Raw genomic sequence first — 18101 nt, forward strand, 5'->3', positions numbered from 1 at the left:
TCACCCCCAGTTCCCGCCGGGCAGGCGATAGCCGTACGCGGTCAGGTCGTCGAGGCAGGAGAGGGGCGCGTGCGGGACGACCCTGCCGTCCGACGCCTCGGCGAACACCTCGCTGGACAGTACGCGTCCGTCGACGCCGTTGACCTCACGGATCGAGGTGACCATGCGCTGAAGTCGGCCGCCCGTCTGGTAGTTGTTGCGCCGCTGAATGAACACGACGAAGTTCACGGCGCCCGCCACGAGCATCTGGCTGGCCTCGATGGGCAGTCGCTCGTTGGCCTGGAGCGCGTAGGTGGAAATACGGTTGAACACCTCGCTGGAGCTGTTCGCGTGGATCGTGGACAGGGAGCCGTCGTTGCCCTGCGACATCGCGTTGAGCATGGTCACGATCTCGTCGCCGAGCACCTCACCGACGATGACGCGCGAGGGGTTCATACGCAGCGACCGGCGCACCAACTCCGCCATGGAGATGGCGCCCTGGCCCTCGGAGTTGGGCAGGCGCTCCTCGAACGCGACGACGTTCGGGTGCAGGTCCTGGAAGGTGTCGAGCCCGAGCTCCAGGGCGCGTTCGACGGTGATGAGGCGCTCGTGCGGCGGGATCTCGTTGGCGAGGGCCCGCAGCAGAGTGGTCTTACCGGCGTTCGTCGCGCCCGCGATCATGATGTTCTTGCGCGCCCGGACCGCACACGCGAGGAAGTGCCCGACCTCGGGCGTGAGCGTGCCGTTGCCGACGAGGTCCGACATGAAGACCTTGCCCATGCGGGCGCGGCGGATGGAGAGCGCCGGGCGCCGGGTGACGTCCATGACGGCGGACAGTCGCGATCCGTCCGGCAGCCGCAGGTCGAGCTGCGGGTTGGCGGAGTCGAAGGGCCGGGAGGAGAGACCGGAGTACGCGCCGAGGATCTGGATGAGTTCGATGAGCTCTTCGTCGTTCTCGGCGACGGGATCGCCTTTTACTTCCCGCCCGTCCGCGTATCCGATGAAGACCTGGTCGTACCCGTTGATGTCGATGTTCTCGACCTCGGGGTTGTCGAGCAGTGGCTGGAGCCGGCCGACTCCGAAGAGCGCGGCGTGCACGGCGGCCGCGTACTGCTCCTCGGTGTCGGCATCCAGCGGCGTACGACCGGAGTTGATCTCGGTCCGGGCGTACTCCTCGAGGATCTGGGCTATGACCGCGCGGGCGTACTGCCGCTCGTCCTCGGTGGACATCGGCGTGACGCCGGAGACCTGGTCGAGGCGGCGCTGCTCGGCGATGCGGTCACCGGCTTCCTGCCGGAACCGCTTGACCAGCTGGTGGTCAACGGCGGTCATCGGCCGGCCCCCGCGGTGGGCCCTGTCCAGGCCGCCCCGAACTGCTGGTAGAGGTCCGCGGTCACCTTGCGCGCCGACCGGATGAGCAGCGACTTGTCCAGCCGACCGCGCTTGCGGCCGGCCAACTGGTCGGCGCCCGCGGGGTCGTCGGCGAGCGTGCCCACGACGCGGGCGCCGGTCTGCGCGGCCACCAGCATGTCGTTGACCTGGTGGACGAGCTTGGCGGAGTCACTCGGGTCGGCGAGGAGGATGACGCCGATGAGCGGCATCCCCAGGGAGGCCGCGCCGCGCGTGCCCCCGTGCAACTTGGCGGAGAGGGCGGCGGCCCGGTCGCGTACGCGCGCGATGGCCTCCGGCTCCGTACGGGATATGAGGAGCACGAGGGCCGCCTGCGAGAACATCTCGACGGCGGGCGTGTCCCCGCTGATCCGGCCGCAGTCGGCGATGACGTCGGCGGGCGCGTGGGGCGAGTCGGCGAGCTGCGCGAAGGCGCGGCCGAGGGTCGGCCACAGCCCGGCGAGCCCGGCGGCCTGCTCGGCGTTCCCGAGCCCGACCAGCACCTCGAGTCCACCGCTCAACGGCTGTACGTGATCCCAGAGTTGATCCGGTACGAGTCCTCGGCGCGCGGTGGCGGCGATGGACAGCATGCCGGTGTTGGGGTTGAGCGGACCGCCGTGCGCGGCGGCACTGCGGTACACGAGGTCGCCGCCGGCCGGGTCGGTCTCGGCGAGCAGAACCCGGCGGGGCCAGACCGCGGCGAGGGCAACGGCGGCCGTGGTGACGCCGGGTGACCCCTTGTCGGCGGCGAGAGCGATGAGCGCCATGTCTCTGTTTGTCTCTCTCGCCCTTAGTTGCCGGGGACTTTGACGAGCGAGACCTGGTTCGCCGCGGCGGCGCGGGTGAGCGCGGCGGCGTCACTCTCGTCGACGGTCACCGTGATCTGCTTGTTGGTGCTGCTGATGGTGGCGTCACCGCCGGCGTCCGGCACGCTGGTGACCCGCGCGTCGGTGACGATCGGCGTATCGCTGCCGGTGTCGGTGCTCGTGTCTCCGCTGCCGGTCGCGTCGTCCGAGGGCGTGGAGCCAGCGCTGTCACCGACGCCGTACGCGGCCACGACGTCGCCCTCCTTGATACCCACCGGGTACTGGCCCTCCTTGAGGGAGAGGCCGACGACGGCCTTGCCGGCCGGGAGGGTGCTCTTCGGCCCGAACATCTGGCCGACGGCGACGCTGCCCTTGAAGATGGTCGACTTGGCCTTGAGCTTCTTGAGGCTGCCGAGCTTGGACCACTCGACGTAGTCGACACCGGAGTCGGCGGAGACCATGACAGAGGTCACGTTGCTATCGGTGACGGACTCTCCGGCCTGGATGTCCTTGGTCACCTTCACGACCTCGATACGGTCCCCGGCGCGCAGCACGAGCATGGTGGCGCCCAGGGCACCGACCAGGATGAGCAGCACGGCGAGAGCGGCCAGCGCCGGTTTGCGCTCGCGAGGCGGCGCGGGAAGGCGCTCACCCATCGCCGGCTGGGCCGGCGCCGCGGAACGGTGGTTGCCCGCCCCCGTACGCTCTTGGATCTTCACGCAACCGCTCCCCGTACACCCAAGAAGGTTTCCGTCAATTGGGACACTGCACTCCCATCGGACGTACCGTCCGACCAGGTCGGATAGCCATGGCTGGAATGAGTGTCAAGTCATCGCACCGTATCAGCAGCGCATAAGCCCCTCAAGGCGCGTCCACGACCGCGGACCTCACACAGCTCGACGTTAACCACGCGCAACGCGGGCCGTTCGGTTCCCCGTTGAGGACTTGCCTGCGTAGGCGCCTGTCGCTGTGCGGGCGCGAATCATCCGCCCGTGGGATGACATGGACTCGTTGCGCGGAAGACACCATTCCTGCACGAACTGCTCACGCATCGCGGCTCTGCTCCCTGGCGGAGTTTGTGCGCCGCCGTGCCATGATCTTCCACCGCGGGAACGAAGTCGGGACGTCGGTCGGTACGGGTGGAGTTGGTTGTTGTGTCGGGGCTTCTCCCCGTGAACGCGGGGGCTCTGTCGGCCGACGCCCGCCTCCTGCCGTCGGTTCGCGCCATCGGCGCACGTCATGGTTTCGACTACACGGACGACGCGGCGACGGCGGCGATGCTCGCGGAGCGACGACGGGCGTTGCGTGCCTGTGAGCGGGGGCCGTTGGTGTGGCTGGGTGCGCTGACCCTGACCGTCGGCGTCATGTGGCCGTTCCTGGGTCCTGTGGTGCCTGCCTTCTCCGGTAAACCGGTACTGGCGTTCGGCCCGGCGGGTCCGCTGCTCGTTGTGGCGGTGGCTGCCCTCACGCTGGTACGGCAGCGCTGGAAAAGGGAGTTGCTGGACGCGAGGCTCGCGGGCTACCGCGAGGTGCTCGGGCTGGCGCGGGCCCACGGGGTGCCGGTGACTCATGTGCCGGGGTGGCTGGTGGGGCGGTCGTTCAGCGGTGACCGGGAGACGGTGCCGATTCCTGTGTATGCGGAGGTGGAGCCGTCGCCTGGCGGACCGTCGTCAGAAGGGCTGTCGTACGAAGGGTCGTCGTCCGAAGGGTCGTCGCCCAGAGGAGAAGCAGAACCGTCGACGGCGCCGGACGTTCCCACAAAGCCCGCGTCGGTGATGTCGTACGAGGCCATGGCGGACGAGGGCGGCTGGCACGACGAGACAGGGTGGCTGCTGCTCTTCGCGGGGATCGTCGCTGTGGCGTGGGCCGTCTCCTCGGACAACCCCCTCGGCTACCTGGCGGCCCTCGTCGCCGTTCCGGTCGCCATCTCGATCTGGGTGGCCGGTAGCCGCCAGGGCCGTGAGAGGCAACGCCTCCGGGAGGCGGCTGTGGCGTACGTACGCGCGCTCTCCGCGGCCCAGGCGGCGGGGGCACGCGTCCCCGAACTGTCGCCGGTTCTGCAGAAGTTGCTGGAGGAGGAGACGGAGAAGGAGAAGAACCAGGCGGCCTGAGGGCTGTCGGCCCTACTCCCCCGCCAACCTCTCCCCCGCCAACCTCTCCTCCGCCAACCCCTCCTCCGCCGCCCTCTCCTTCGCCATTCGCCTGAGCACTCTCTCGGACGGCTGCGCGGGACACGGCGGGAGCGGCGGTGGGGGACGATGGCCGAGCGAGGCGTCCAACTCCCACTGAAAGTGCTCGAAGTTGGCCAGCGCGAACCAGCCGCACGGCTCGCTCCGCTCCGGGATCAGCCGGTACGGACCGCTGTCGCGGTGGGATGACGGGGGGCGACGGGGGCAACGGGGGCGACGCGCCTTCGAGTTGGAGAGTGAAGACATCTCCCGGCACATGCTGCCGCCGCTGCCCTTTCATCTTCACCAAGGGCATGCTCAGTCCCTGAGCCGAGACGACGCGAACTCGAGGAGTTCTCCGAGCCCGATCTCACGGGGGGTACCGGGCCGCGCGCCCCACTCCGCAAGCAACCAAGTCCCGTGCCACTCAACCCGCCACACCCCTCCATGACGGTTCTCGAACTCGACGAAACTGCCGCCCGCGCCTTCCATCCACTCGATCTCCTCCACAAGCCGACGCGGTTCGGTGAAGCCCCTCCCGGGATTGGTGCTTCGGCCCTTGGTCCGGGTGTTGGCGTACCGCATCCTCAGGAAGGGCAGCGGCTCCCGATCGAGGTTGTTCAGGCGGAGCATGCGATAGCGGGTGATCGCTTCGTCGAGCGTCTCCTGACCGGAGAACTCACAGGCGTACGCCGGGAATGTCAGCCGGACATGCGGCGTCAATTCCGGGTGCTGGACGTGATAGAAGTCGTGCACTTCGGGGGCTATACCGACAACCGCGTCGAACCCGTGACGACCAGTCGGCGTCCGGAACCCCTCCAGCGCACCGAGATACGGATTCCGGGCGAAGATCTCCTTCTCCCTCTCGCGGGCGAACTCCAGGGTGGCCACGGCCAGTTCGTGATCGTAGGAGTCGCGACCGCTCAGCTGGAGCAGCCGCGTCCCGTCGGCGGAGAGCGCCCCGGCGAACTCGATCCCCGGCACCGGCGACCAGCGCCAGGCTCCGTCGAGCCCGGCGATCTGGGTCACATTGCGAAAGCCGGCGACAACAGCCGGAAGGTCCACGGTCTGAGGGTCCACGACCCCACCCTACGAGCGGGCGGAAAACCCGTACGGATATCGTCCTGACCTCCTCCGCCGGAGCGCGGTACCTCCCGCTGATCATCCATACGAGTGAGCCAGCGGCATATACCCGTCCGGCCTGATCGGCGGTCATTAACGTCCGCCACATGGTCAGCTCATCCCACGAGGCGATGCACCGCATCTTCCAGGAGGACCCCGGCGCCTTCGCGCGGACCTTCCGGGCCCTCGATCTCCCCTTCCCGGACCCGGTCGCGGTGTCCCTCATGCCCACCGACCTCACGGAGCAGCCCTCGCGACACTCTCCGCCATCACTCATGGCAAGGACGACAACGCCACTGCCATCCTGAAAGCCCTGGCCGCCGCTTTGAAAACCGTCGACGAAGACACCGCGAGGATCTTCGCCGAGCTCACCGAACTAGGCCTCGGGACCGCCCCGGCCGCCAAGACCTGGAGGCACTTGATGTCCGTCGACCTCTCCTTCTTCCGCTCGGAGACCTCCCAGCGCCTGCGCGCCGAGGGCCGCACAGAGGGCCGCGTAGAGAGTCATGCCGAGGACATCCTGCTGGTCCTGGGCGAGCGCGGCATCGACGTCCCGGACGAGGTACACGCGCGCATCACGAGCTGCACCGACCTGGAAATCCTCCGAGCCTGGCTCAAGCGCTCCCTCACGGCTGCCACAGCGGAAGATCTGTTCGTGGATACGAAGGCCTGACGAACGGCGGTGAAATGCCGGCCCCCCCCCCGCCAGGGGGGCCGGCATGACGACCTCTGGGCTTGATCAGTAAGGCCCGTTGACGTTGTCGATCGAGCCGTACTTGTCGGCGGCGTAGTTACAGGCCGCCGCGATGTTCGCGACCGGGTCGAAGGGGTCGTTTGCCGTACCGGGCACGTGGTAGGCGGCGAAGGTCGGATCGATGACCTGCAGGAGGCCCTTGGACGGCGTCCCGGCCGCGGCGTTGGAGTCCCAGTTGTTGATGGCCTGGGGATTCCCCGACGACTCGCGCATGATGTTGCGGTAGATGCCGTCGTAGGTGCCCGGGATCCCGTTCTTGGCCATGACGTCCAGAGCCTCCTTGATCCAGCCGTCCAGGTTGTTCGTGTACGTCTTCGCGGCGGCGGGAGCGGCGGCTGCCGCCGCCGCGGGCTTGGCGGGGGTCGCCGAGGCCTTCGGGGCCACAGGTGTCGCTTTGGCCTTACTTGTAGACGTTTGTACCTTTTTCGTGCCGAGTGTCAGCGTGAGGCCTGGGTAGATCATCGCCGGGTCGTTGCCGATGACCGCGCGGTTGGCCTTGTACAGCTTCTTCCAGCCGCCCTTCGTGTGATGCTTTCGCGCGATCTTGAACAGCGTGTCGCCCGGGACCACCTTGTACGTGATGAGCCTGACATCCGGAACCGCGACTTTCGCCGCTTTTGCGAACTGCGCGACCTGCGCGACCTGCGCCGACTCGGCGGCGTGGGCGCCGGTCGCCCCCGCGATCGGGAGCGCGAGCGCGACTCCGCCCGCTCCCGCGGCGACGATGCCACGGGTGAGGGGGTGGATTCTCTGACGACGGTGCTTACCTCGTGCGGGCATGACGATTTCCTCTCCGGCGCCTGCGAGGTGAGCTGTCGGGTTCGGGCTGGAGATGCCCGGCCGCACGGTGCGTGCGGCTTCACCCCAAGCCGTTCCGGTATCCGGATCGGCGATTACCTGGGTCCCCCGCTCCTGCCGTAGCGCGTGGATGGATGGGTTCCGGGGCGGCGGCAGGATTCGGCGATCCGCCCGGATCGACGAGAACGTATGCGAGAGCACACAGCAGGAACAAGCCCCGAAATCAGGTCGAGATTCGCCCAACCCGGTCAGAACGAAGGGGCAAATCACCCGATTACGTCGCGGCACAGAACTCAACTTGCCTTCCGCAAAGGCAAAGTAGCCAGACGCGCCACAGCGCCCGATCCGCCCGAACGTGACTCATTTCACGCGATCAAGCGCAACCAAGCACAACCAAGCGCCTGTAAGTGCAGCCAAAGCGGCAATCAAGTCAACTCGGGCATTACGCTCCAAGCACCCAAACAGCCATGCCTCATGGGCGGAGCCCGCCGGACCTCCGCCGGGGAGAGATCCGTGTCCAGGTCGCCACCGGAGAGCCGCCCCACCCCCGGCCCGAGTCGGGCTTGAAGTGGCGGCCGAAGCCCCGGCGTTCGGGAACGCCTGTGCCCCGCGCAGTGAAAATACGGCGCAACGCCCGCCATCTTGGCGGTATTTCTATAGTTGAGCCGCAAGTGGCGGCCACCCCGCACAGCAGCCAGAGAGGCGCCTCTATGCAAAGCACGGCCGACTTCATTGCGGATACCTATGAGCTGGGCACTGGATCGTGGACGATGACACCGGTCACCCGTGGCGCGCTGGGGCAGATCTGGAAGTTGTCCGGGAATGGCACCTCATGGGCAGTGAAAGAGCTCCTCTTCGGCTGTGACGAGCGGCAGGTCCACCGGGAATCCACACTGCGGAACGCCACGGAGAAGCTGGGGATCTCAGCGCCACGGCTCATCCCGAATCGCAACGACGGATACGTCTCCCAACTCACCCCCGCACTGGGCGGGTCCTATGTGAAGCTGTACGACTGGGTCGACGGAACCGAGGCAGACGCGTCTGATCCGGACCTCCTGAGCTGGTGCGGCCGGACCCTGGCCGTCCTCCACAGAGCCGGAGAGGGCGCCAGCGAGACACCGGACTCCTGGTATGAACAGTGCCACCAGGAGGCCGACTGGGCAGAGCTGCACAAAAAAGTTCGCCCGGCCGCCATGCCGTGGTCGGACGCGCTGGGCCGGTTCATCGCCACTTCGGCGGTGGAGATGGCCCACCATGTGACTCCGTCCGCCCCAGATGATGTGGTGACGTCCCATCTCGACATGCAGCCACGGAATGTCCTGGTCGGTCCGACTGGACCGGTTCTCCTCGACTGGGACAACGCCGGTTCCATATCGGCGGAACGCGAGCTCGCACGTGCCGTATACGTCTGGGCGGGCGGGAACCACTTCCATGCCGATTCCGCCCGGCGATTGGTGCGCGCCTATCTGGGCGCCGGAGGCAGCGCGGTCATCAAGAACCTGGAATCGTTCTCGATGCTTTTCGCAACGGCCTTGAACTACGTTTACGTGCAGGCGGAGTGTGCGGTCGATCCGAACGTGACTGCCGAGCAGCGTGAGTTCGCGAGCAATCAGGTCGTCGCTTCTCTGCAGAACTTTCCAGACCTGACTGCGGTCTCCCGATTGGCAGAAGCTCTCGAGACCGAGTGGTGATCGAGGAGTTCCTCCAGGGCGCGGGCGTAGGCGCGGAACCCTGCTCTGCCCCTCTCGGGCGCGCTCGAGTCGGGGCGGAGGATGCCCGGTAGGAAAGCGACCCTCCAGGTCCTGAAAACGCTCGTCGGAGTATTTCGCCCCGTCCCGTCCGCCAGGTCGACCGCGATCCCGAGGATCTCGGCGACCTCCTCCGCTCCCTGCTGCGCTTCGGTTCCCGCGGTGAGGGCCCCGCTGATCAGCGCTTGCAGGAAGTGTGTGAGCTGCAGGTCCGCACCCATGTGGCACATGCGGCGCACTGTCGCGGGCTCTTCGAGTTCTTCCCGGCGTTCCGGAACCCCTTCGACGCCGCCGGACCAGAGAAGCAGGAAGGGCGCCGCCACTTCGTAATCGCTGAGCCATCCCAGGTCGTCGTTGATCGCCATGGCCGCGTCGCTGAAGCCACAGACCGTGCGGATGCCGTTCAGCAGGCGATCCACCTCGTTCTGCCGGCGTGTCAGAAAGTCGCCCACCGACACGTCAGGAAGCGCCCAGGTGCCGGTGGCGCGCACGGCCCCGATCTCCACGATGCCGCCGAGCGGGCCGAAGATCTCGCGCGCGAGCCTCGCCTCCGGGACAGAGTAAGGGCGAGGGCCAGGGGGGTCACCCGGCGTCGAGGAACCCGTCTGTCCTGCCACCTGCTTCAGGACTGGTAGGGCTGCTGCTGCGGCTGCCCGTACGTCTGACCGCCGTGGCCGCTCGCGCCCTGCGCGTGCGCCTGCAGCTGCTCAGCCTGTTCCTTGGTCACCTTCTGCTCCGCACCGCAGAAGGTGCACTGCGTCGCGTACTTCGTGGAGAACGGAAACAGCGGCACGAAGAACAGCGTGAACTTCGTGACGCGCTTCTTGAGCGTGTGCGCGGCGGGATTGCCACAGTGGCCGCACATCAGCGTCAGTATCGCGAGCTGGTACAGGTATCCCCTGGTGCCGAAGATGATCATGTTGGTCCCTCTCGGGTCAGTGCCTGCCGACCGAGTGCCGGCGAGCAGCGAGGCGCGGTCACGAAGCACAGTCTCGTACACGTCGACCGACCGAGAGAACGTACGCCCCAGGTACCGACCATCAGTCAGGCAAGTTCGCGTTCGAGGAGGCACAGAAAGCCGGCCAGGTCGGAGGCGACGACCTCGCACGGGATCGCACGAAGCCCGAGCCCACGTCCGGAAGGCTGACCAGAGCCACGGCACGATAGAACGTGAGCAGATCCTCGGGTACGCCCTCGACGCCGGCGAGTTCCTCGGCGCCAGATGTGCCTGGCCCATTCACCGATCCGCTCGATACGGATCAATCAAGTCCTCCAACGCGTGAGCATGTTTCCTGAAATTGACTCTGGCTCCCTCACATGAGCGTGCATCGGGACGCAAGATGTCCGGCAGGAAGGTGACGCGCCAACCATCCGAAAGGTGTCCGACGCCACCCGCTCGCTGTCGACGCCCAGCAACGAACCCGCCCTACGCACAGCAGCGAGAACGAGTACCGATGCCGCCTCAAGGCCAGGACCTCGCACTGTGGCAGCGCCCACCAGAGCATGCATGAGAGTGGCCAACTGCAGGGTCACCACCCATGCGAACCATACGCCGCAGCACGGCAGGGTCATCGGTGTCAGGGGGATAGCGTTCGATGCATCCTGAGTACAGCATCAAACTCCCAGCCGTCACCTCACGATTGTAATTCCCCACAGCGGAGCGAACACGTCGTAGCCGAGCCCCGTTTCCGAACTCGGCGCGCGCCTTTCCGTCATCGCAGCAGACCCGTCCAGTAGTTCCACGCACCGACCACGGCAGGCAAGGAATCAGCGCCTTCCCTCTCAGGGGAGTTTCGGAATCAGATCCAACCAGGCGTCCAGATGCCGGCGCTCGGATCCGTCCTCAAGGTGACCCACGATCGCTGTCAACGGAGTCAGAATGTTCTTGACTTGCCGCAAAGAACAGATCTCCTCCACCGGAAGCCTCCGCCAGTCGTCGGCGGCTCGGGAGATATCCTCCCGGCTCTTCCCCATCACGCCGACCGCGCAGGAGAGCACCTCGGCCGGATCTCGCACGGAGCCGTTGCCCCCTGCCCCGAAGGTCTTGATCAGGTAGGACCTGGACAGCACTTCCTCAGCCACCGAGTCCACCCTGGAAACCCCGCCCTCGGAATGTTTACGCCGGGCTGCCTCAACAGCGAGTGCGCCCCATCGGATCCGTTCTGCGTCGGGCAGGTCCTGATGCTGCATGAGACCGACGCACCAAACTCGCACCATCGACCACGACCGCGCCGTGAGCGGCGATCTCGTGGGGTCCGAGATCAGGTCCTCCAGGTCCCGGACAGACAGTCCTGTCAACCTCTCCGGTTCCAGCTCCGATGGGCAGTTCATATCTCCCTGCGCTGCAAGGCGAGACCCAGACATCCGGCACACATACCGCTGCTATTCCGCGAAGCGGAACGTAGACGTGATCGCGTCGAAGATGTCGAAGAACGAGTCCGCGAGGTCGAGCACCTGGCTGCTCCCGGCGACAAGGGCCACCTTGCCCTCCTGGCCGGGCACGGGGATGAACGTTTGCATGAGTACGGCACGGATGGTGCGGTTGAGGCTGTCGCCGGGGACCGGGATGTCCTCGATGCCGTGCGTACGCGCGACCGACCCGACACCAGGGATGTCGACCGTCGTGACCTTCCGCCACGCGTCGCCCTCCTTCTTGGCTTCGCGCACGGCGAGTTGGCTCGCGATGACCTGGGGGTCGGTCGACAGGGGCTCGCCGGCCTGTGTACGCCCGCCGACGAGCGAGACGGTGATCGAGCCGGTGATCGGGGTGTCGCCGCCGAAGCTCTCCGCCATGCAACCGCAGTACAGCGCGCCCGACTTCCACGCGTCGGCGGCGGACTTCTGGAGGAAGGCGACGTACGTGTCCCGGTACTTGGCCAACTCGGGGCGTTGCTGGACCCGTTCGGTCACCATCTTGCGTATGGAGTCGTCCCGCGACTCGGGCCGCACGTCGAACTCCCACCACGACTCCGGCACCTTGATCCGAAAGCCGCCGCGCTCGATGGTGAGCGCCTCCATGTAGCGGGCCATGCTGTTCTCCCCCGGTTCCGAAGCGAGCTGGTGTGCGTCAAGCCTACGAGGCCACGTACTCCTCGTCCCGACGGCTCATACGTACGCTCCCCACGTCACCATCGCCACGGCCGCGACGGAGCACGCGGCAATGAACCCGCCGTACCAGGCTGGACGCCGGCCATCGGGCCGTCACTACCGGTACCACTCGTCCTCGCCCTCCTCCAGCGACCGCGACAGATAGTCCACGAGCCCGCTCGCCACCCAGCGCCTGCTGTCGTCCTCGTGCTCCCAGACGAAGATGTCCGGCCTGCGGGGTGTGCGTACGAAGGCGAACTGGTCACCGGCACCGTTGTCACCGAAGAAGAGAAGGGGGTCGAAGGGCATGTAGAGCTCGGCGAAGGCGGTGGAGGACCGGAAGTGCAGGTTCTGCTCGACGATCCGCTCCAGGGGCCAGACCGTGTCCGTGCCGTAGTGACCGACGATTCCGTCGGTCTCCAGGAGCAGGGCGCGCAGCTCGGCCGGGAGCGAGTGTCCGAGCCGCTGCTCCGCCGCATCCATGGCGACGGCGTCGACGGGATCCCTGAACTCGGCCTCGGGGAAGGCCTGGAGGGCCGTCTCTGTCCACATGAGGGGCAGCTTATGAGGCGCCCCCTTGACATGCAGCCGTTTGGCTGCCTGAAATAGAGACAGCTATAGGCAGCCAACCGGCTGCATGTTCGAGGACGGCGTGAGATGGACGAGGTGTTCAAGGCACTGGCCGATGCCAGCCGCCGCCGGTTGCTGGACAGCTTGAACGCCCGCAACGGGCAGAGCCTGCGGGAGCTGTGCGCGGGGCTGGACATGGCACGGCAGTCCGTCAGCAAGCACCTGGCCGTGCTGGAAGCGGCCAACTTGGTGACCACGGTGCGGCGCGGCCGGGAGAAGCTGCACCACCTCAACGCCGTGCCGATCAACGCCATCGCGGAGCGCTGGATCAATCAATACGACCGCGAGCGGGTGCGCGCGCTCGCGGACCTGAAGACAGCATTGGAGTCCGAGTCCATGGGCAACACCGAGTTCGTCTACACCACCTACATCAACACCACGCCGGAACGACTGTGGCAGGCGCTGACCGACCCGTCCTTCACCCGTCGCTACTGGGAAACCACCTTCGAAACGGACTGGAAGGTGGGATCGACGATGGTCTGGGACGGGCATGGCGGGAAGACCGAGGATCCCGCCCAGGTCATCCTCGAATCCGATCCCCCTCGCAGGCTGTCGTACACCTGGCACACCCTCACACCGGAATGGGCTGAGGCCGCCGGGGTGAGTAGTGAGGCATTCACCAAAGTGGCCAGTGAGCGCCGCTCGAAGGTGACCTTCACCATCGAACCCCTCGGGCAGCTCGTCAAGCTGACCGTCGTGCACGACGACTTCGACCCCGGGAGCACTGTGCTGGAGATGGTCAGCAATGGCTGGCCGCATCTTCTGTCCGACCTCAAGACCCTGCTGGAGACGGGCGAGACGCTGCCCAGCGCCGAACTCGTCGACCAAGGCTCCTGACGCCAACACTGCTGCAGGCGACGAAGACGAGGGTCTCGTGGAGTCGAGGCGGGAGATTCCGGCATCGCGACGGCGTCGCTCTCAACGGAGCCGGAATGTTCCTGGCTTGCCGCAGAACGGATCTCCCCACCGGAAGCCTCCGCCGGTTACGCTCCGCGATGCCGATCACTTTCGTCCGAGGGAGCCTGTGGTGGCAGACGGCATACCGCGGTTGACGATGAAAGCCGATGCCGAACGTGGCTTGTGGACGCTGAGCACGACAGCTGGAGCACTGGGGCGACCAGTCCTCGTCGGCGACACCGTGTACCTACAGGTGTCGGACAGCCGGATAGCGGCCCTCGACGCTCAGCACGGCCGGATCCGCTGGTGCGGCGAGGCACTCACGGAGCCGGATCCGGACGGGCTGGTGTGCGCCGACGGCGCGGTTGTCGTCCCCGCGCTGCGGGAGTACGGCCGCAGCGGGTTCACCGCCCTGGACGCGGCGACCGGCGAAGTGCGGTGGACGCGCCGGAAGAGTGGGCTGCACGAGGCAGCCGCCGCTGGTTCGACCGTGGTGCTGTGGAACGCCTCCGGGGAGGACCGGAGCAGGATCGTCGGGGTCGATGCGCTGACCGGAGAGACGCTGTGGGAGGACGAGTTCGAGCGGATCTGGGGTCTGCTGGTGCGCGGCGACCGGGTGATCTTCGAAGCCGGAGGCTACCGCGCTCTGGACGCCCGCACCGGCGAGGAGGTGTGGCACGAGGGGTACGGAACCTTGCTCGAGCAGGACGGGATCAGCGATGGAGCGGTCTTCCACGACTGGAGCGGCGGCTTCTCACCCGCGCTGGCCATCCGTGCCTCGGACACCGGGAAGCCACTGGCCACAACGTATTTCCCGAAGCGAGCGCTGAAGGACTTCTCCAGTCCACCCACTCTGGTCGACGGAGGCCGCGTGCTGTTCTCCAAGCCCTTCGAGCGCCGCGTCCTGCTCTGCGCTTATGCGGGTCTCGACCAAGCCGTGACTCTGGGGAAACAGCGGCTGGGCAGGTGGCGCCTCACCTCCTTCTCCCACTCGGCGGTGTGCGTCGGCGACTGGGTGTACGCCCTCTCCCTGCGCCGGCGGCTGTACGCAGCCAAGGTCGGCGCGCGACGCGGGCTGCGACGGCTGGCAGTGGCAACCCCGGACGGATGGAACCGGGCTGTGCTGCGGCCGACGGAGATCACAGCTGGTCCAGGACATCTGTTCGTCGCTGACTGGGAGGCGGTGGCCGCGGTCCGCGACGGCCGAGTGCTGTGGGCGGCGACCACGGATGTGTCGGACAACCTGCCGATCCCACTCGGCGCCGACCGAGTGCTGTTCCGGTCCAGAACCCGGGACCGGAGGGTAAACCGACTGCACTGCGCGGACGCGGAAACCGGCCGCCGCCTTACCTGAGACGGCGTTTGAGCTCTTACGGATCGGGCCGCGGGGCTCTGCTGCCACCGAGGCGACGTGGCAGCGTGAGGCGCTGGCACAATCCACTCCTGAAGCGTCAGCCCGCCGCCGTCCCGGAAGATACGCACAGAGATGGACTACTGGCAGCCCGATCCGGGCGAGACCCTGCTCGCCCGTACCCCGGTCACCTTCGCCTCGGGCGCGGCGATGAGTGTGAGAGGTATGCGCTGGTTCCGCGACACCGAGCGCAACGACATCCAGAGCGAGCTGGCGGGCTGGCCGGAGGGACCCGTCTACACGGCCCGTTCGAGCGGCGGCTCGCTGGCGCGCAACGTCCTCAAGGGCGGAGCGATCGCTGTAGGCGTCGTGATCGTGGGCATCCTCACCTCCCAGGGAGGAGGCGGCGTCGGAGGCGACGGCCGACGCTCGGGCTCGGACTCCTCCCGCGACCGTGCCGACGAGGTCGAGGACTTCCCCGTGATGTGGGCGGCGCCCGGCACGATCGCCCGCACCCTTCCCTGGCAGCTGGACCCCGGACGCGCGAAGCAGAAGCACTACCGCACCCACGCGATCGTCACCGACCGCCGACTGGTCATCGTGGGCCTTCCCTTCAGCGAGAAGCGCCGAGAGATCGTCGATGACGAGGTGCTGTGGGAGACACCCCGGTCCACCATCGGCACGATCGAGCGACGGGACTTCAAGGGCACCAACGACGTGAAGGTCGTCTTCACCGACGGCTCCTGGTGCCGGCTCAACTGCCTCCGCCGGGAACGCCTCACGCGCCACATCGTCGACCAGCCCGACCTCGTCCCCCTGGACTCGCTCACCCCGGCCCAGCGCAGCACGGCCGAGGCCTTCGCGGCCGCGCACGCACCGGACGCCGGACCTCCCGTGATCACCCGGAACCCGTGCGGCTGCTGCCGGGTCGCCGCTCTGGCTCCCAGCGCGGCCGACGGGTTCTTCGGTCACTCCGACCGGGACATGCTCATGGACACGGACGGCGCTGAAGTCGACCTCATGAAGTACCACTGGGAGGACTACTCGCCCGACGCGCAGCAGGAGCTGCGGATGCTGATGAAACCGCGTCAGCTGCCGCCTTCAGGGGTCGAGGTTTCGTCAACGCGGACGAATCACGTCAGCGATTCCGCTCCCTGACCCACCTGACCCGATTCAGGTCCCTGGCCTTTCAGGAGGCGCGGGCCATCACCCACGAGAGACCTCCACGACGGGAAGAATCGGCAACTTTCACAGGGCCGCAGCACCCTCGTCACGAAAGCAACTCACAACCCCCACAGGCAGCAACACCCCACCCCACGGCCCGTACACGAGGCTGGCGTCGGGGTCACCGTGCGCCCAGACACGATCAGGCCACAAGAGCAATCAAGCTGCCCCGGTTCATCCTCATCTGCCCAGCCGTGCAAGGAAGTTCGCTGTGGCGAAACCATTCGCCCCACGGATACCGTCATGACTCTTGGCTGGATTCATGTCTCACGGGGAGATCACAGTGAAGCGCCGCACTTTGCCCGTTGCAGCAGCGTTCGCCGCAACCGCAGTCCTACTACTGACGGCCTGCGGCGGCGGGGACGGTAAGTCGAAGGACAACGACAAGATCGCGGGAGCCGATCAGGGAGCGGAGAAGCCGGAGAAGTCGGCGGCCCCCGCGGCTGCACCGGCGGAGGACAAGCCGGACGGCGTGGACGTGTCCCTGCCCAAGGACATGAACCTGGTCTTCGACTGGGACAAGCCGAAGAACAAGAACGAAGCGGCCGCGATGGCCGACGCCGCCAACTACCTCCGCGCCATCTACCGGGGCGTCGACAAGCGCACGTCCAAGGACGGGGCCGTGACCGCCTACTCCACTGGCGAGGGGCTGCACTACGCGAAGACGCAGATCGACAGCAGGGTCGACGGCGGCTGGACGGCCACCGGCACCCGGCGCCACTACCAGGCCACCACCCGGTCCGCCCCGAACGGCAACTCGGTGGAGGTCGCGTTCTGCGCGGACTCAAGCAAGTTCTATGGCAAAGAGGTCAAGACCGGGAAGGTCCTGAAGAGCACGCCCAGCATCGCGGACTTCGACTACTTCAAGATCGTGATGGTCAAGTCCCCCACCAGTGAAGGCCTGTGGCAGGCATCCAAGGTGTTCGTCGAGACGAAGGCGGAGAAGTGCCGGTGAACAGATCACGGCGTACGACCCTCAGCACCGGCACGGCTGCCCTGATGCTGGCCCTCGGCTCCCTCATCCTCGCGGAACCGGCCTACGCGGCCGAGCAGACGGGCAACGGCAAGGGCGCCAGCACCGACGAACGAGGCGGCGGAGACGGCACTGGCATCTACGCCGCCGCACAGGTCCAGTACTCCGGAGCCGTCACCAAGGACGGCAGCGCCGGGAACGTGACGTCCTCCGACATCAACTGGGATCCGCCGCCCTGCTGGTACGCCCCCTACCTCGGCGCCAAGGACTTCAAAAAGAAGATGTCCAAGGACATCGACAACGCCAAGAACACGCCCGGCATGGGGGGCAGCGCGGGCGCGGCGTTCGGCGAGATGCAGCGCCACTACGAGGACGAGTACGGCTGGACCGACACCCCTGGCTACAAGGACTACAACGTCGAGAAGGACGGCGAGGGGATGTTCTGGGCCGGTGTCGAGAACCCCAACGAGCCGGACTTCCTCAAGCGGAACTCGTGCAGCGACCTCCCCTTCTGGGTCGACAACGGCGAGCCCCCGCCGCCCCAGTACGAAGAGGCCATCACTCCGGAGATGCTTGCCGCCCTCGCCTACCAGCACATGGAGCTCCCCGGCACCAAGGTCACGCTCGCTCCCAACGGCAACACGAAGGTGAACCTGCCGACTTGGGCCTGGCTCGACGACGCCGTCTTCGACGACGTCCAGGCCACGGCGGCCATCAACGTCCCCGGATTCAACATCCAGGCGACAACGACCGCCACCCCCAAGTCCCTCACCCTCGACCCCGGCACCGAAGACGCCACCACCATCCCCGCCAACGGCGAATGCCCCATCGTCGACGGCAAGATCGGCGAGCCCTACGCCAAGGGCAAGTCCAAGGAAACCCCTCCCTGCGGCATCATCTACCGCCGCTCCTCCAACGGCGGCACGTTCCCTCTCAAGGCACAACTCACCTGGGAGATCAGCTGGACGGGCACCGGCCAGGCCGGAGCGGTCAACCTGCCCGACGGCACGATCGAGGCCGTCCAGAACGTCACCGTCGAAGAAATCCAGTCCATCAACCGCTGAGCGAGCGGAGCACGTGACGCGCGGCCGGTTCACCCCACGGAGCCGGCCGCAGCTCTGCCTCCTCTTAAGGACACCATCCCTCACCTCCTGAAAACACCACCCCCCCACTGA

Annotated in this window: 19 protein-coding genes and 1 riboswitch; of the genes, 9 read left to right on the forward strand and 10 right to left on the reverse strand. The window is 67.0% G+C overall.

The genetic code is table 11. The features are described from left to right. Genes FE633_RS33305 through FE633_RS33315 form a run of 3 tightly spaced genes read right to left on the reverse strand, consistent with a single transcriptional unit; the run spans window position 1 to window position 2893 of the window. Entirely contained in the window at window positions 1-1311 is a 1311-nt protein-coding gene (locus FE633_RS33305; RefSeq protein WP_119100324.1) for a TadA family conjugal transfer-associated ATPase, read from the reverse strand. After that, window positions 1308-2135 (reverse strand): hypothetical protein, encoded by an 828-nt coding sequence (locus FE633_RS33310; protein ID WP_138048898.1) that lies wholly within the window; start codon window positions 2133-2135, stop codon window positions 1308-1310. Before FE633_RS33310 ends, FE633_RS33305 begins: the two co-directional genes overlap by 4 nt. A 23-nt stretch (window positions 2136-2158) precedes the next feature. Further along, on the reverse strand, window positions 2159-2893 hold the full coding sequence (locus FE633_RS33315; protein ID WP_138048899.1) for a hypothetical protein: 735 nt from the start codon (window positions 2891-2893) through the stop codon (window positions 2159-2161). 435 nt (window positions 2894-3328) lie between these two features. On the opposite strand from FE633_RS33315, the gene FE633_RS33320 reads away from it, so the two are divergent. Continuing rightward, on the forward strand, window positions 3329-4285 hold the full coding sequence (locus FE633_RS33320) for a hypothetical protein (protein WP_246113955.1): 957 nt from the start codon (window positions 3329-3331) through the stop codon (window positions 4283-4285). A 375-nt stretch (window positions 4286-4660) separates the two neighbouring features. Here the strand turns inward: FE633_RS33320 and FE633_RS33325 are convergent, their stop codons facing one another. Further along, on the reverse strand, window positions 4661-5422 hold the full coding sequence (locus FE633_RS33325; RefSeq protein ID WP_246113956.1) for a hypothetical protein: 762 nt from the start codon (window positions 5420-5422) through the stop codon (window positions 4661-4663). Between the two features lie 149 nt (window positions 5423-5571). Here FE633_RS33325 and FE633_RS49585 point away from each other — a divergent pair, with 149 nt between their 5' ends. Further along, the gene (locus FE633_RS49585; protein ID WP_342791229.1) at window positions 5572-5772 is read left to right on the forward strand and encodes a hypothetical protein; all 201 of its coding nucleotides are present in this window, start codon (window positions 5572-5574) and stop codon (window positions 5770-5772) included. A gap of 17 nt (window positions 5773-5789) precedes the next feature. Beyond that, window positions 5790-6137, forward strand: a complete 348-nt coding sequence (locus tag FE633_RS49590) for a hypothetical protein (protein WP_342791230.1) — start codon at window positions 5790-5792, stop codon at window positions 6135-6137. A gap of 66 nt (window positions 6138-6203) precedes the next feature. Here FE633_RS49590 and FE633_RS33335 read toward each other — a convergent pair whose 3' ends face one another. Further along, window positions 6204-6998, reverse strand: a complete 795-nt coding sequence (locus FE633_RS33335; RefSeq protein WP_138048900.1) for a transglycosylase SLT domain-containing protein — start codon at window positions 6996-6998, stop codon at window positions 6204-6206. A 2-nt stretch (window positions 6999-7000) separates the two neighbouring features. Then, window positions 7001-7151, reverse strand: a riboswitch (cyclic di-AMP (ydaO/yuaA leader). A gap of 575 nt (window positions 7152-7726) precedes the next feature. Here FE633_RS33335 and FE633_RS33340 point away from each other — a divergent pair. Further along, window positions 7727-8707, forward strand: a complete 981-nt coding sequence (locus FE633_RS33340; RefSeq protein WP_138048901.1) for a phosphotransferase enzyme family protein — start codon at window positions 7727-7729, stop codon at window positions 8705-8707. Here the strand turns inward: FE633_RS33340 and FE633_RS33345 are convergent. The 5 genes from FE633_RS33345 to FE633_RS33365 all read right to left on the reverse strand — a co-directional run bounded on the left by FE633_RS33345 (window position 8626) and on the right by FE633_RS33365 (window position 12403). Then, window positions 8626-9255 carry a hypothetical protein gene (locus tag FE633_RS33345; protein WP_212747313.1) on the reverse strand — a complete coding sequence of 210 codons (630 nt, stop codon included), beginning with the start codon at window positions 9253-9255 and terminating at the stop codon, window positions 8626-8628. The two genes, FE633_RS33340 and FE633_RS33345, sit on opposite strands and share 82 nt — an antisense overlap. Before the next feature lie 131 nt (window positions 9256-9386). Further along, window positions 9387-9683 (reverse strand): zinc-ribbon domain-containing protein, encoded by a 297-nt coding sequence (locus FE633_RS33350; RefSeq protein WP_138048903.1) that lies wholly within the window; start codon window positions 9681-9683, stop codon window positions 9387-9389. Between the two features lie 863 nt (window positions 9684-10546). After that, window positions 10547-10846, reverse strand: coding sequence for a hypothetical protein (locus FE633_RS33355; RefSeq protein ID WP_212747314.1), 300 nt, complete (start codon window positions 10844-10846; stop codon window positions 10547-10549). A 300-nt stretch (window positions 10847-11146) separates the two neighbouring features. Continuing rightward, window positions 11147-11794, reverse strand: a complete 648-nt coding sequence (locus FE633_RS33360) for a hypothetical protein (protein ID WP_138048905.1) — start codon at window positions 11792-11794, stop codon at window positions 11147-11149. Between the two features lie 174 nt (window positions 11795-11968). Then, entirely contained in the window at window positions 11969-12403 is a 435-nt protein-coding gene (locus FE633_RS33365; protein ID WP_138048906.1) for an SMI1/KNR4 family protein, read from the reverse strand. 105 nt (window positions 12404-12508) lie between these two features. Between FE633_RS33365 and FE633_RS33370 the strand changes: the two genes are divergently transcribed. The 5 genes from FE633_RS33370 to FE633_RS33390 all read left to right on the forward strand — a co-directional run bounded on the left by FE633_RS33370 (window position 12509) and on the right by FE633_RS33390 (window position 17990). Beyond that, window positions 12509-13318, forward strand: coding sequence for an ArsR/SmtB family transcription factor (locus FE633_RS33370; protein ID WP_138048907.1), 810 nt, complete (start codon window positions 12509-12511; stop codon window positions 13316-13318). Between the two features lie 190 nt (window positions 13319-13508). Then, the gene (locus FE633_RS33375; protein WP_171060215.1) at window positions 13509-14732 is read left to right on the forward strand and encodes a PQQ-binding-like beta-propeller repeat protein; all 1224 of its coding nucleotides are present in this window, start codon (window positions 13509-13511) and stop codon (window positions 14730-14732) included. Window positions 14733-14864: 132 nt separating this feature from the next. Beyond that, complete coding sequence (locus FE633_RS33380) at window positions 14865-15887, forward strand: hypothetical protein (RefSeq protein ID WP_212747315.1); 1023 nt, start codon at window positions 14865-14867, stop codon at window positions 15885-15887. 349 nt (window positions 15888-16236) lie between these two features. Further along, the gene (locus FE633_RS33385) at window positions 16237-16908 is read left to right on the forward strand and encodes a hypothetical protein (protein WP_138048909.1); all 672 of its coding nucleotides are present in this window, start codon (window positions 16237-16239) and stop codon (window positions 16906-16908) included. After that, entirely contained in the window at window positions 16905-17990 is a 1086-nt protein-coding gene (locus FE633_RS33390; RefSeq protein WP_425473260.1) for a hypothetical protein, read from the forward strand. The genes FE633_RS33385 and FE633_RS33390 overlap by 4 nt, the downstream gene beginning before the upstream one ends. The last annotated feature ends 111 nt before the right edge of the window (window positions 17991-18101 follow it).

Source organism: Streptomyces montanus (assembly GCF_005786655.1).
GTDB lineage: Bacteria > Actinomycetota > Actinomycetes > Streptomycetales > Streptomycetaceae > Streptomyces > Streptomyces sporangiiformans.